This is a genomic window from Kitasatospora papulosa (assembly GCF_000717245.1).
Lineage (GTDB): Bacteria > Actinomycetota > Actinomycetes > Streptomycetales > Streptomycetaceae > Streptomyces > Streptomyces papulosus.
Map to the genome: position 1 here is coordinate 252,504 of NZ_JNYQ01000012.1, position 15,041 is coordinate 267,544.

At 72.0% G+C, this 15,041-nt stretch carries 5 protein-coding genes; all 5 read left to right on the forward strand.

What is annotated here, in order from left to right:
* The first annotated feature begins 74 nt into the window (after positions 1-74).
* From IA22_RS0126835 to IA22_RS0126855, 5 genes are read left to right on the forward strand one after another with little or no spacing between them, the layout of a single operon-like run.
* Positions 75-1,016, forward strand: coding sequence for a sterol desaturase family protein (locus tag IA22_RS0126835; protein WP_030125102.1), 942 nt, complete (start codon positions 75-77; stop codon positions 1,014-1,016).
* Between the two features lie 43 nt (positions 1,017-1,059).
* A complete protein-coding gene (locus IA22_RS0126840; protein WP_030125103.1) occupies positions 1,060-10,521 on the forward strand; it encodes a non-ribosomal peptide synthetase/type I polyketide synthase in 9,462 nt (3,153 codons plus the stop codon).
* Positions 10,511-12,193, forward strand: coding sequence for a phytoene desaturase family protein (locus tag IA22_RS0126845; protein ID WP_030125104.1), 1,683 nt, complete (start codon positions 10,511-10,513; stop codon positions 12,191-12,193). The genes IA22_RS0126840 and IA22_RS0126845 overlap by 11 nt, the downstream gene beginning before the upstream one ends.
* Positions 12,190-13,911: a phytoene desaturase family protein gene (locus tag IA22_RS0126850; protein WP_030125105.1), complete on the forward strand. Its 1,722-nt coding sequence runs from the start codon at positions 12,190-12,192 to the stop codon at positions 13,909-13,911. Before IA22_RS0126845 ends, IA22_RS0126850 begins: the two co-directional genes overlap by 4 nt.
* Positions 13,908-14,963: an MDR family NADP-dependent oxidoreductase gene (locus IA22_RS0126855; RefSeq protein WP_030125106.1), complete on the forward strand. Its 1,056-nt coding sequence runs from the start codon at positions 13,908-13,910 to the stop codon at positions 14,961-14,963. Before IA22_RS0126850 ends, IA22_RS0126855 begins: the two co-directional genes overlap by 4 nt.
* Positions 14,964-15,041: the final 78 nt, after the last annotated feature.

Consider the following 15,041-nt stretch of genomic DNA (forward strand, 5'->3'; position numbering starts at 1 on the left):
AGAACTGGCCCTGACCTGCTCTGATGCGGTGCATTGATCCTTCTCCCGGCTACCGTCTCCTGTGGGGGTCACGGATGGACGAGTGCGAACACGCCACCGATGGCAAAGACAGTTCGGTCGGATATTCGGTTTCCTGGAAGGGGGTGGCCGATAATTCAGCGGCCCGGATTCTTCGTGTGTCCGTATACCCTGCTCTGCTCCTCTCGGTCGTTCTCGTCGGGGTGTTCGCTGTGCGACATCAGTGGGACCCGGCGAGGGTCAGCCCTCTTTTCCTGCTCGGGGTCATCGGCTATCTCGTCCTCCTGGAACGGCTGATTCCTTACGACCGGAACTGGCACCCCGAAAAGAAGGAGTGGCGCCACTACGGCATCTACTTCCTGCTCACCATGGCCGGGAGCGGGCTGGCGCAATGGCTCGTCGCGCTGGCCGTCGGCCTGATCTCGCCGGCGGATCCGACCTGTCATCTGGGGATCGAGATCCCGGGCGCGCTCCTCACCGGATCGCTCGCCAGCTACCTGGTGCACCGGCTGGGCCACCGCAACCCCTTGCTCTGGCGGCTGCACGGGATCCACCACGTGCCGGAGAAGGTCAACGTGGCCAACAACGGCGTCAACCACGTACTGGACATCGTCCTGGCGCAGGGCCTTGTCCAACTCGCCCTGGCGATCGTCGGATTCTCCCGCCCGGCCGTGCTGGTCGTCGGACTCTTCGTCGCCGCCCAGGGCTACTTCGTCCACGCGAACATCGACGTCCGCATCGGACCGCTCAACCATGTGCTGGCCAGCCCCGAGCAGCACCGGCTCCACCACAGCACCGACCTGGCCGAAGCCGGCCACTACGGCTCCGACCTGTCGTGCTGGGACCACCTCCTCGGCACCTTCACCTGGCGCCCCGGTCGCGAGCCCGCCGCCGTCGGCCTACGCGACCCCGCGGCCTTCCCCGGCACCGGCGAGATTCTCGCCGCCCTCCTGCACCCCTGGCGACGCCGACCCGCTCCGGGCCCCCGACCGGAGTGACCGCCGTCCCCTGCCGTCCCACCACGACGTGAGGAGTTTCGACGTGTCCGATGCGAACAACCGGGCATCCAGGGCCAAGGTGGCGATCGTCGGGATGGGCTGCCGCCTGCCCGGCGGCGCCTCGGACCATCGCGCCTTCTGGCGCAACCTGGTGGCGGGCAAGGACTGCATCACGCCCACCCCGCCCGACCGGTACGACGTGGGGACGCTCGGCAGCCGGCACCGCGACAAACCGGGACGCCTCGTCGGTGGCCGTGGCGGATACATCGACGGCTTCGACGAGTTCGACCCCGCGTTCTTCGGCATCAGCCCCCGCGAGGCCGATCACATGGACCCGCAGCAGCGCAAACTCCTCGAAGTGGCGTGGGAAGCCCTGGAGGACGGCGGCCAGCGGCCCGCCGATCTCGCGGGCGGCAACGTCGCCGTCTACGTCGGGGCGTTCACGCTCGACTACAAGATCCTTCAGTTCGCCGACCTGGGTCTCACCTCGCTGGCCGCCCACACCGCGACCGGCACCATGATGACGATGGTGTCGAACCGCATCTCGTACTGCTTCGACTTCCGCGGCCCGAGCCTGTCCGTCGACACCGCCTGCAGTTCCTCCCTGGTCGCCGTCCACCTCGCGTGCCAGGCGCTGAACAACGGGGAGAGCGACCTCGCCCTGGCCGGCGGAACCCTGCTGCACATGGCCCCGCAGTACACCGTCGCCGAGACGAAGGGCGGGTTCCTGTCGCCCGAGGGCCGTTCCCGTACGTTCGACGCCGCCGCCGACGGTTACGTACGCGCCGAAGGTGTCGGCCTGGTCGCGCTCAAGCGGCTGGACGACGCGGTACGGGACGGCGACCGGATCCACGCGGTGGTGCTCGGCAGCGGGGTCAACCAGGACGGCCGTACCAACGGCATCACCGTGCCCAACGCCGACGCCCAGGTCGACCTGATCCTCCGGGTCTGCGCCCAGGCGGGTATCACCCCCGGGGACCTCCAGTACATGGAGGCGCACGGCACCTCGACCCCGGTCGGCGACCCGATCGAGGCGAACGCCCTGGCCCGCGCGCTGGCTGTCGGACGGGCCCCGGGCGCCCGCGCCTACGTCGGCTCGGTCAAGACGAACATCGGCCACACCGAGTCCGCCGCCGGGATCGCGGGCCTGATCAAGACCGTCCTGAGCCTCAAGAACCGGACCATCCCGCCCCACATCAACCTGGAGAACCTCAACCCCGCCATCGACAAGGCGGCCCTGCCCTACGAGATCCCCACCCGGCCCACCGAATGGCCCGACCACGAAGGGCCCGCCCGCGCCGGTGTGAACTCCTTCGGATTCGGCGGCACCAACGCCCACGTCGTCCTGGAGGAGGCCCCGGCGCCCCCGCCCGGATCCCGCACCGCCCCGCCCGTCGCGCGGCCTTGGAGCATCCTGCCGCTCAGCGCCCGCGACCCGGACGCCCTCAAGGAGATGGCGGCCGGGATCCGAGGTGAACTCGCGGGTGACGAGGGCCCGGCCGTGGCCCTGGACGACCTCGGCCACACCCTGGCCCACCGCCGCCAGCACCTCCCCGAACGGCTGTCCGTCGTCTACTCCACGCGCGACTCCCTCGACGAGGGGCTGGCCGCCCACGAACGCGGCGAGCCCCACCCCCGCGTCGTCCACGGGCGCGCCCGGGAGGCCGCCGACCGCAGACAGGCCTGGGTCTTCACCGGGATGGGCCCGCAGTGGTGGGGCATGGGCCGCCAGCTGCTCGAGAAGGAACCGGTCTTCCGCGACGCCGTCGCCGCCTGCGACCGGGCGATGCGGGAGTTCGCGGACTGGTCCCTCATGGAGGAGATGACCGCCGACGAGTCCGTCTCCCGGATGAGTGAGACCTGGCTCGCCCAGCCCGCGAACTTCGCCGTCCAGGTCGCTCTGGCCGCCCTGTGGCGGTCGCACGGGGTGCGCCCGGACGCCGTGGTCGGCCACAGCACCGGCGAGATCGCCGCCTTCCACGCCGCGGGCGTCTACTCCCTGCGGGACGCGGCCAGGATCGTCGTCCACCGCAGCCGCCTCCAGCAGACCCTGGCCGGCACCGGCACCATGCTCGCGGTGAGCCTGTCCGAGGAGGAGGCCGAGCGCCGCGTCCGCCCCTACCGCGACCGGGTCTCCGTCGCCGCCGTCAACAGCCCCACCGCGATCACCCTCGCCGGTGATGAGGAAGCCCTGACCCTGCTGGCGGAAGAGCTGCGGGCAGAACAGCAGTTCGCGAAGTTCCTCGCCGTGGAAGTGCCCTACCACAGCGTGGGCATGGAACGGATCAGGGACGAACTGCTGGCCACCCTGGACCCGTTGGAACCGCACCCGGCACAGGTCCCGCTGTACCTCACGGGCATGGAGGGAACAGCCCGAGGCACGGAACTCCATGCCGCCTACTGGTGGAGGAACGTCCGCGACCGGGTGCGCTTCCGCTCGGCGGTCGACCGGATCGCCGCCGACGGTCACCACGTGTTCCTGGAGATCGGCCCCCATCCGGTCCTCGGCCACGCGATCCGCGAATGCCTCGGCACCACCGGCACCTCCGGCCTCGTCCTGCCCTCGATCCGCCGCCAGGAGGACGAGAGCGAACGCTTCGCGGCCTCCCTCGGCTCGCTCCACACCCTCGGCGTTCCCGTCGACTGGAAGCTGCTCCAGCCCGCCGGGCGGCCCGTCACCCTGCCCCGTCATCCCTTCCGTCGCGACCGCCACTGGACCGAGCCCCGCACGGTCGCCCAGGTCCGCCTCGGCCACCGCGACCACCCCCTCCTCGGCCGCCGTACCGACGCCACGGAACCCACCTGGCTGGCCCGCCTGGACACCGAGGACCTGCCCTACCTCGCCGACCACCGCATCCAGGACACCGTCGTCTTCCCCGCCGCCGGCTACCTGGAGATGGCGGCCCAGGCCGTGCTGCGGCTCACCGGCGGCACCACGGCCGTCCTCGCCGACATCGAACTGCGCAAGGCGCTCTTCCTGCCCGACGGCGAGGACCGGACCGTCGAGGTGTCGCTCTCCCTGGAGAACGCCGCCTTCACCATCGCCTCCCCGGCCGGGGACGACGGGGAGCGTGCCGTGCACGCCGGCGGGGTCGTCCGCACCGCGCAACGCCGCCGCACCACCCCGCCGCTCGACGCCCCCACGATCCGGTCCCGCGCCCTGCGCCACCTCGACGGCCCCGACTGCTACACCGCGCTGGCCGCTCTCGGCTACCACTACGGCCCGTCCTTCCAGGCCGTCGAGGAGGTCTGGATCGGCCCGGGGGAGGCCCTGTCCCGGATCCGGCCGCCCCGCACCATCGGCGACGACGCAGCGGGCCACCACCTCCACCCCGTCCTCCTCGACGCCTGCTTCCAGACCCTGCTGACCCCTCTCGTCCTCGAAGGTCCCGCCCCGGGGACCGGGATCAGGCTGCCTCTCTCGCTGGACGAGGTCGCCCTCGAACCCATCGGCGACCAGCCCCTCTGGGCCCACGCCACCCTGCTCCCCGGCGACGGGGACACCACCCTGGGCAACATCGCCCTGTACGCCGACGACGGCACACCGCTGGGCCGCGTGGAGGGCTTCCGAGCCGCCGACGTCGAGAAGGCCGCCACCGCCGTCGCCCGCACCACGATCGACTCCTGGCTCACCGAACCCGTCTGGACCGACTGCCCGCCCCTGCCCGCCCACGACACCGCCGCCGAGCCGGCGGCCCCCGGACCCGGCACCGTACGGAACGAACCGCCCGGGGCGGCCGGCCTGCCGCACCCGGGTGACGGCCCCGCCGCAGCCGCGCGGGACCACGGCTGGCTGATTCTCGCCGACACCGGGGGCGTCGCGGACGCCTTCGCCGCCCTGGCCGCCGCCCGCGGCGAACGCTGCCGCCTGGTGCGCCGGGGCCCCGCCTACACCGCCTCCGCCGACGGCTCGACGTACACCGTGGACCCCGCGTCAGACTCCGGTCTGCGCCGCCTCCTCGCCGACCTCGACCGCGACGGCGGACCCTTCCGGGGGACCGTCCTGCACCTGTGGAACCTCGACGCCCCCGCCCTCGCCGCGTGCGACCGGGACACCCTGCGCGACCACACCGGGGCGGGCGCCTACTCCCTGGTCGTGCTCGCCCGCCTGCTGGCGGCACGGGGCGGCGGAGGCCGCCTGCACATCGTCACCCGGGGCGCCCAGCCCGCCCTGCCCGGCGAGGGACCGGAACCCCTCGGGGCGCCCGCCTGGGGTATCGGCCGCGTCCTGCGGCACCAGGAGCTGATCGGACATCCCGGCAAGCTCGTCGACCTCGACCCCCGGCGGCAGCAGGGCCCCGAAGGCGACCGGGCCGACGCCGAAGCGCTCCTCGCCGAGGCCCTGAGCGACGACGAGGAGGAGATCGCCCTGCGCCACGGCGGCCGCCGCACCAGCCGCCTGCGCCCCGCGGAGGCGCTGACCAGGCCGCTGCCGCTGCGGCTACGGGCCGACGGCAGCTATCTGGTCACCGGCGCTTTCGGCGCGCTCGGCCGGCTGCTGTGCCGCACCCTGGTACGCCGCGGGGCCCGCAGGCTCGTCCTGGTCGGGCGCACCCCCGTCCCGCCCCGGGCGGCATGGGCCGCCGTCGACCCCGCCACCGCCGAGGGCCGGGCCGTGCACCTCCTCCGCGAGCTGGAGGCGCTCGGCGCCCGCCCCGTCCTCGCCACCCTCGACATCACCGAGGAGGACGCGCTGGCCGACTGGCTCGACGCCCACCGGCGCAGCGGGGCGCCGCCGGTCCGCGGCGTGTTCCACCTGGCCGGCCAGGTCCGCGACACGCTCGTCGCCGACCTCGACCGGGACACCTTCGACACCGTCCACGACCCCAAGACCGTCGGAGCCCACCTCCTGCACCGGCACCTGCGGGACGAACCCCTCGACCACTTCGTGCTCTTCGCCTCGATCGCCTCCTTGCTGACCACGGCCGGCCAGACCAACTACGCCGCCGGCAACGCCTTCCTCGACGCCCTCGCCCACCACCGCCGGGCCCAGGGGCTGCCCGGGCTCAGCCTCGACTGGGGTCCCTGGGCCACCGGGATGATCGAGGAGCTCGGCCTGGTCGACCACTATCTGCACAGCCGGGGCATGAGCTCGCTGTCACCCGACGCCGGCATGGCCGTCCTGGAACGCGTCATCGGTCAGGACCACGCCCAGCTCGTCGTCGCCACCGTCGTCGACTGGCCCGCCTTCCTCGCCTGGTACCCGTCCCCGCCACCCCTGGTCGCCGACCTCGCGGCAGCCGCGTCCCCGCCCCGCGACGCCGTCTCCGGCAACGGCTTCCTCGACAGCTTCCGCGCCGCGGACCCGCAGACCCGCCGCGCCCTGGTCGCCGAGCGGTTCGCCGCACTCGCCGCCACCGTGCTGCGCACCGGCGCCGACCGCATCGACCCCGCCGCCGGTCTCGGTGAACTGGGCCTGGACTCGCTCCTCGCCATGGAGCTGCGGGCCCGCGTCCACGCCGAACTCGGCGTCGCCCTGCCCCTGGTCGCCCTGCTCAGCGGTTCCCCCGCCGGGGAACTCGCCACCCAGCTCCACGACGGGCTCAGCGCCCTGGCCTGGGCCGACGGTCCCGGAGGGGAGGCCGGAGCGGTCGAACTCCACACGGACGAACGGACCTACCCGCTGACGCAGAACCAGAAGGCGCTCTGGTTCCTCAAGCACCTCAACCCCGACGGTCACGCCTACAACATCGGCGGAGCCGTCCAGGTCGACGTCGCCCTCGAACCGGACCTGATGTTCGAGGCCGTCAGACGCCTCATCGCCCGGCACCCGGCGTTGCGCACCAACTTCAGCCTGGTGGACGGGCAGGCCGTGCAGCGGGTCTTCGAGGACGGTCCGAACGACCTCGCCCTCTTCGACGTCCAGGGCGAGGACTGGGAGAGCATCCACGCGACGATCGTCCAGGAGTACCGCAAGCCCTACGACCTCGCCCGGGACCCGCTGGTCCGGTTCCGCCTCTTCAAGCGGGGCCCCGACCGCTGGATCATCATGAAGGCCGTCCACCACATCGTCTCCGATGCCATCTCCACCTTCACCTTCATCGACGAACTCCTCGCGGTGTACGAGGCGTTGCGCCGCAACCAGGAACCCCGGCTGCCGCCCGTCGAGGCCCGCTACCTCGACTTCCTCAACCAGCAGAACGCGTTCCTGGCCGGGCCGGAGGCGGCGGGCATGCTCGACTACTGGCGCTCCCATCTGCCGGCCGAGGTCCCGCTCCTGGACCTCCCCGTCGACAAGCCCCGTCCGTCGGTCCAGACCCACAACGGGGCCTCCGAGTTCTTCGTCCTCGACGCCGGGCTCAGCGCCCGTGTCCACGCCCTGGCCCGTACCCACGGAGTCACCCCTTTCATGGTGCTGCTCAGCGCCTACTACCTCCTGCTGCACCGCTACTCCGGGCAGGAGCACATCGTCGTCGGCAGTCCGGTGACCGGCCGTACCCGGCAGGACTTCGCCTCCGTCTACGGCTACTTCGTTAACCCGCTGCCGCTCCACGCCGACCTGTCCGAGGACCCGACCGTCGCCGAACTGCTGCAGCAGGTCCGCCGGACCGTGCTGGGCGGCCTGGACAACCAGGAGTACCCCTTCGTCCTCCTCGTCGAGCAGCTGGGCCTCCAGCACGACCCCAGCCGCTCCGCGGTCTTCCAGGCGATGTTCATCCTGCTGACCCACAAGGTGGCCGCCGAGCAGTACGGCTACCGCCTCGAGTACATCGAACTCCCCGAGGAGGAGGGTCAGTTCGACGTGACCTTGTCCGCCTACGAGGACGAGGCGGAGGGCCGCTTCCACTGCGTGCTCAAGTACAACACCGACCTCTTCCTCCCGGAGACCATGCGCCGCATGGCCGCCCACTACACCCGGCTCCTCGACCGGATGACCCGCGCGCCGGGCGAGCGGCCCACCTCGCGGCTGGAGATGCTCGGCGGCCGGGAGAGGGCACAGCTCATCGAGGAGTGGAGCCGCCCGGATCTGCCGCTCACCGGATCCGACGGGGGCGAGCCCTTCACCCCGGTCCAGACACTGATCGGCCGCATCGCCGCCGCGCACCCCACCGCCGTCGCGGTGAGCACGCCGTCCCGGTCGGGTGAGGCGCACCGGCTGACCTACGCGGAGCTGGACCGGCGGGCCGACGACACCGCCGCCCGGCTGCGTACGCTCGGAGTCGGCGAGGGCTCCGTGGTCGTGCTGTGCCTGGAGAAGTCGCCCGAGCTGATCGTCGTCCTGCTGGCCGTGCTCAGGGCCGGGGCCGCCTACCTCCCGCTGAGGCCCGACCATCCCGCCGACCGGCTCGCCCACCTCGTGCCGGCCACCGGCGCGGACCTCGTCGTCGTCGCGGACGACACCGTGCCGGAGCGGACCGGGGCACTCACCGTCCCGGTACTGACCCTCGCCGCCCTCGCCCGCACCGCCCCCCACCCGCACGGACCGGTGGCAGCGACCGGCCCCGACTCGCCCGCCTACGTCATCACCACCTCGGGCTCCACCGGCCGTCCGAAGGCCGTCCGCGTCAGCCACCACAACCTCGCCTCCGCATACGCGGCCTGGCGGCAGGTGTACCGGCTGGATACCGACGTGCGGGTGCACCTCCAGATGGCCGAGCCGTCCTTCGACGTGTTCACCGGCGATCTGGTGCGCGCCCTGTGCTCGGGCGGCACCCTCGTCCTGGTCGACCGTGACCTCCTCTTCGACACCACCCGACTCCACCGCACCATGCGTCAGGAACAGGTCGACTGTGCCGAGTTCGTCCCCGCCGTCGTCCGCGGCCTGATGGACCACTGCGCGCGGGAAGGACTGACACTCGACTTCCTGCGGCTGCTGGTGGTCGGCTCGGACGCATGGAGCGTGGGGGAGTACCGCCGACTGGCCGGGCTGTGCGGACCCGGCACCCGCCTCGTCAACTCCTACGGCCTCACCGAGGCCACCATCGACAGCGCCTGGTTCGAAGGGCCCGTCGACGACCTGGAACCGGGCGCCATGGTCCCCATCGGCCGGCCCCTCCCCGACAGCACCCTCCACGTCCTCGACCTCCACGGCGAGCCGGTCCCGCCCGGAGTGCCCGGCGAGCTCTGGATCGGCGGCCCCGGCGTCGCCCTCGGTTACGCCGGGGACCCCGGGCAGACCGGGGAGCGCTTCGTCACCCGGACCCTTGCCCGCGACACAGGCGCCCGCCCCGAACGCCTCTACCGCACCGGCGACATCGCCCGCTGGGACACCCGCGGCCGGGTCCACCTGCTCGGCCGGACCGACGGCCAGGTCAAACTGCGCGGTCACCGCATCGAGATCGGTGAGGTCGAGGCCCACCTCGCCCAGTGGCCCCCGCTCGCCCGGGCCGTGGTCACCGTACGCACCGACACCGGGGGAGAGGCGGCGCTCTGCGCCTACTGCGTGCCCGAACCCGGCGCCGCCCTGGACGTCCGGGCCCTGCGCCGCCACCTGGCCCGCTCGCTGCCCTCGTACATGATCCCGTCCCACTACGTCGAACTGCCCGCCCTGCCACTGACGGCCAACGGCAAGGTCGACACGGCCGCCCTGCCCGCGCCCCGGGCCGAAGCGGGGGACCGGCCCCACGAGGAACCGGCGACCCTGTACGAAATCGGGGTCGCCCGGCACTGGAAGACCCTCCTGGGGTGCGAAAGGGTCGGTCTGGAGGACGACTTCTTCGAGCTCGGCGGCAGCTCGGTCAAACTCATCGAACTCCTCCACCACCTGCGCACCGAATTCGGCGTCGGCGTCCCCGTCAGCAGGCTCTACCAAGGCACCACCCTGCACGGCATGGCCGCCACCGTCGAGGACGTCCTGCACAGCACCGGCACCGACGAACTGCCCTGCCTCACCTTCAACCCGGGACAGCACTCCGCCCTCTTCTGCTTCCCGCCGGCCGGTGGCCACGGCCTCGTCTACCGGGGCCTGGCCACCCACCTCCCCGACCACACCGTCATCGGCTTCAACTACCTCCCGGGCGACGACAAGACCGCCCGGTACGCCGACCTGATCGAGGCGGCCCAGCCCGAAGGCGCCTGCCTGCTCCTGGGCTACTCCCTCGGCGGCAACCTGGCCTTCGAGACCGCCAAGGAGCTGGAGCGCCGGGGCCGCCGCGTCGCCCACGTCGTCATCCTCGACTCCCGCCGCATCCTCACCGCCTACGAACCGGACGCCACCGGCATCGCCGCGTTCGAGAGCGAACTCGCCGAGCACCTGCGCAGACACACCGGGTCCGAGGCCGTCACCCAGGAGACCCTCGCCCACGCCGCCGAGTACCTCGCCTTCTGCGGACGCACCCCCAACACCGGCACCGTCACCGCGACCGTGACCGTGATCACCGACGAGGACAAGGCCACCCTCTACGCCGCCGGGGAACGGGGCACCTGGCACGGCAGCTCCACCACCGCCACTGCCGCACTCCGCGGTTCCGGCCGCCACGCCGACATGCTCGACGCCAAGCACCTGCGCCGCAACGCAGAGCTGGTGCGCTCCGTCCTGAAGGGAGACGCAGCCCATGGCGGATGACGGCCGGAGCGACTGGACCAGCAGGGAGCGTGCCCCCGGCACACCGCCCCGCGTCATCGTCATCGGCGCGGGCGTGGCCGGCCTCTCCACCGGCTGCTACGCCCAGATGAGCGGCGCCAGGACCCGCATCTTCGAGAAGCACGTGCTGCCCGGCGGCTGCTGCACCGCCTGGTCGCGCGAGGGATACCTCTTCGACTACTGCATCGAGTGGCTCATCGGCACCGCCCCCGGCAACGACGCCCACCAGGTGTGGAGCGAACTCGGCGCACTGGACGGCAAGTCGGTGACCAACTTCGAGCTGTTCAACAAGGTCGAGGACGAACACGGCCGGTCGGTCACCTTCTACAACGACCCCGGCCGGCTGGAGACCCACCTCCTCGAGCTCTCACCCGCCGACGCCCCCCACATCCGGGCCTTCACCCGGGACCTGCGCCGCTTCATCGACATCGAGCTGTACCCGTTCCTGACCGCGCCCGCCCTGCGGACCGTACGCGAGAGGGCCGGGACCCTGCGCACGGTGCTCCCCGCCTTCCGGCTCTTCTGGCGGACCGCCGCCACCCCGATGCACGTCTTCGCCGACCGGTTCGAGGACCCGCTGCTGCGCAAGGCGTTCCGCAACATCTTCTTCCAGGACCCGGGAGGCTTCCCGCTGCTGCCGTACCTCTTCAACATGGCCGCCGCCCACCACGGCAACGCCGGCTTCCCGCAGGGTGGTTCGCTCGGACTCGCCCGCTCCGTCGAGGAGCGCTACCGCAGCCTCGGCGGCACGGTCACCTACCGGGCCCGCACCGAACGGATCCTGGTCGAGAACGACCGGGCGGTCGGCATCGAACTCCGCAACGGCAACCGGTACTTCGCCGAACACGTTGTCTCCGCCTGCGACGGCCACACCACCGTCTACGGTCTCCTCGGCGGCCGGTACACGGGCCCCCGGATCGACAAGCTGTACACCGACCTCCTGCACCGCCCGGGCACCCTCTTCCCGGCCGTCGTCTCCGCCTTCGTCGGTCTGCGCGGCGACCTGGATCCCGACGAGGCGCACAGCACCACCCACCTCCTCGGCCCGGACGACGCGGACCACCTGCCCGGCGCGCTCCAGGACAGCCTCGTCGTCCAGGCGCGCTCCCGCTACAGCGGCGGCTTCGCCCCGCCGGGCCACTCCGTCCTGCACTGCACCTACTTCAGCGACTACGCCCACTGGAAGGACCTGCGCACCCGCAACCGCAAGGAGTACCGCCGACGCAAGCGCGAAGTCGCCGACTTCGTACGGGACTTCCTGGAACGCCGCACCCCCGGCATCGCCGACCGCATCGACGTCATGGAAGTCGCCACCCCCGCCACGACCCACCGCTACACCGGCAACCTGGGCGGCTCCATCCTCGCCTGGAAGGCGTTCTCGGAGGCCGACGACGTCGCGGCCCGGCTCGTCGGCAAGGACCGGATGCGGCTTCCGGGCCTCGACGGCTTCTCCATGGCCGGCCAGTGGATCGGCATGGGAGGTCTCATCCGCGCGGCCTCCACCGGCCGCTTCGCCGTCCAGTACCTCTGCCGCGAACTCGGGCTGGAGTTCCGGGCCTGGGAGAGCAAGGGCGCCGAGCCGTGGCACCCGGGGAAGCTGGGCCACCTGCCCCAGCTCGACCGGTGGTCGGCCCGGGGGAGCGAGGAGTCATGAGCCGTGACACCAGCCGATCCCGGCCGGGCGGCGCCGGGGCCCGGGAGACGATGATCATCATCGGGGCCGGTCTCGGCGGCCTCTCCACCGGCTGCTACGCCCAGATGAACGGCTACCGGACCCGCATCCTGGAGATGCACGAGATGCCCGGCGGCTGCTGCACCGCCTGGGAGCGCGGCGGCTTCACCCTGGACGCCTGTGTGAGCTGGCTCCTCGGCAGCGGCCCCGGCAACGAGATGCACCAGATCTGGCTGGAGCTCGGGGCCCTCCAGGGCAAGGAGATCCGCCATTTCGACGTCTTCAACATCGTGCGCGGCACCGACGGGAGGGCCGTCCACTTCTATTCCGACCCGGACCGGCTCGAAGCCCACCTCATCGCCCTCTCACCCGCCGACGCCCGGCTGGTGCGGACCTTCTGCCGGCAGCTGCGCAGCTTCCGCAAGGCGCTCGCCGTCTACCCGTTCCTCAAGCCCGTCGGGCTGATGGGACGCAGGGAGCGCTGGCGGATGCTGGCCTCGTTCCTGCCCTACTTCAACTCCGTCCGCACCACGATCAGCGTCCTGATGAGCGACTTCTCGGCGAGGTTCGAGGACCCGCTGCTGCGCGAGGCGTTCAACTTCATCCTGTACGAGAAGCACCCGGCCTTCCCCGTCCTCCCGTTCCACTTCCAGCTCGCCTCGCACGCCAACCTCTCCGCCGGCGTCCCCGAAGGCGGCTCCCTCGGGCTCGCCGAGTCGATCGAGGCACGCTACCGGCGGCTCGGCGGCGAGGTCTCCTACAACACGAAGGTCGAGTCGGTGATCGTCGAGGACGACCGGGCGGTGGGTGTCCGGCTCAGCGACGGCGGCGAGCTGCGCGCCGACATCGTCGTGTCGGCCTGCGACGGATACACCACGGCCATGAAGTTCCTCGACGGCGCGTATCTCGGCGAGGACTACCGCCGTCTCTACACCGAGACCATCCACGAACCCGGCATGGTCTTCCCCGGCTACTTCACCCTCTTCCTCGGCCTCTCCCGCCCCTTCCCCGAGGGCGACCCCTGCACCACGTACCTCCTCGACGACGCCATGGCGGCCGAGCTGACCGGCATCCGCCACCCGAGCATCAACGTGCAGTTCCGCAGCCGCCACTACCCCGAGCTGTCCCCGCACGGCACCGCCGTCGTCTACGCGACCTACTTCTGCGACATTGCCCCCTGGCGGGCCCTGGACGAAGGCCCCGAACAGGTCACCCGCACCCGCGGCGGCCAGGAACTGCACACCCTGCCCGTACGGCACGGGCGTGGCTACTACGCCGCGAAACGCCGGGCCCGCGAGGCGCTCGTCGGCTTCCTGGACCGGCGACACCCCGGCCTGCGGGACGCCGTCGTCGTCCGCGACGTCTCCAGCCCTCTCACCCAGGTCCGCTACACCGGCAACCACGACGGCACCGTCCTGGGCTGGCAGCCCTTCGTCGAGAGCGGCGAGACCCTCGAGAAGCTGGTCAAGAAGCACGGCCCGGGGCTCCCCGGACTCCGTGACTTCTACCAGTCCGGGGTCTGGGCCACCACCGGCGGCCTCATCCGGGCCGCCGCCGCCGGCCGCCACGTCATGCAGTTCGTCTGCCGCGACGACGGCAGACCCTTCACCGCGTCCCTCGACCTCACCGCACCCCCGCCGACCCACCGCGTCATCCCCGTGCCCGGCCGCCCCGCCGCACCGACGGAGAGGAAGTCATGAAGATCGCCAAATGGGTGGTCCGTGAACACGTCGAAGGCGTCCCCGACGTGGACCGGATCTACCAGAAGGTCGTCGAGGACGTCGACGTGGCGCTCGCCCCCGACGAGATGCTCCTGCGCACCCGCTACGTCTCCGTCGACCCCTACCTTCAGGGCATCGCCCTCGACACACCCCTGGGCGGGCACATGGGCGCCGACTCCATCATGGAGGTGGTGGAGGCGGGACCGGCCGCCGCCCACCGCGTCGGCGACCTCGTCCAGGGCTTCGGCGGCTGGCGCACCCATGTGATCTCCACCGGGGCGGCCGAACCCTGGCAGACCGGCACCTTCCCCATGGTCTTCCCGGAGTTCCGCAGACTCGACCCCGGATGGTACGACGACGCCCTGCCGCTGCCCACCGCCCTCAGCGTGATGGGCGGCCCCGGCATGACCGCCTGGGGGACCCTCACCAAGTACATGACGATCAGCCCCGGCGCCACCTTCGTCGTCAGCGGGGCCTCCGGTGCGGTCGGTGCCCTCGTCGGCCAGCTCGCCTCGCTCGAGGGCGCCCGGGTCGTGGGCACCACCTCCTCCCCGGAGAAGGCCGATCACCTCACCGCGCTCGGCTTCGACGCGGTGATCGTCCACCGGCACGGGGACGAGGCCGGCACCGTCCGCGACGCCCTGGCGCAGGCAGCCCCCGACGGCGTGGACCGGTACTTCGACAACCTCGGCGGCACCGTCACCGACGCCGTGTTCCCCCTGCTCAACGTCGGTGCCCAGGTGGCGGTCTGCTGGCAGTGGGCGACCCAGGTGGGCAACGAGCACACCGGCCCCCGGCTGCTGCCGTACCTGATGTTCCCGCGCGCCACCGTCCGCGGCATCTTCTCCCCGGAATGGTTCACCGAGGAGAACTGGCGGGACCTGCACGACGAGCTGGGCGGCCGGGTCCGGCGCGGCGAGGTCGTCTGCGACCACACGCTGCACCACGGCTTCGACAGCATCCCCGCCGCCTACGCCAGCCTCTACGCCGGGCATGCGGCCAACCGGGGCAAGGTCCTGATCGAGCTGTGATCCCGCCTCCTCCGCGCCCGCGCCCCGACGACCCGTTCCAGGAGGTACGGTGACCGCCACCGAGCCCGCGCCCCCCGC

Coding starts and splice junctions, on each gene's coding strand:
- IA22_RS0126835 (WP_030125102.1), top strand. CDS start 75: ATGGACGAGTGCGAACACGCCACCGATGGCAAAGACAGTTCGGTCGGA.
- IA22_RS0126845 (WP_030125104.1), top strand. CDS start 10,511: ATGGCGGATGACGGCCGGAGCGACTGGACCAGCAGGGAGCGTGCCCCC.
- IA22_RS0126850 (WP_030125105.1), top strand. CDS start 12,190: ATGAGCCGTGACACCAGCCGATCCCGGCCGGGCGGCGCCGGGGCCCGG.
- IA22_RS0126855 (WP_030125106.1), top strand. CDS start 13,908: ATGAAGATCGCCAAATGGGTGGTCCGTGAACACGTCGAAGGCGTCCCC.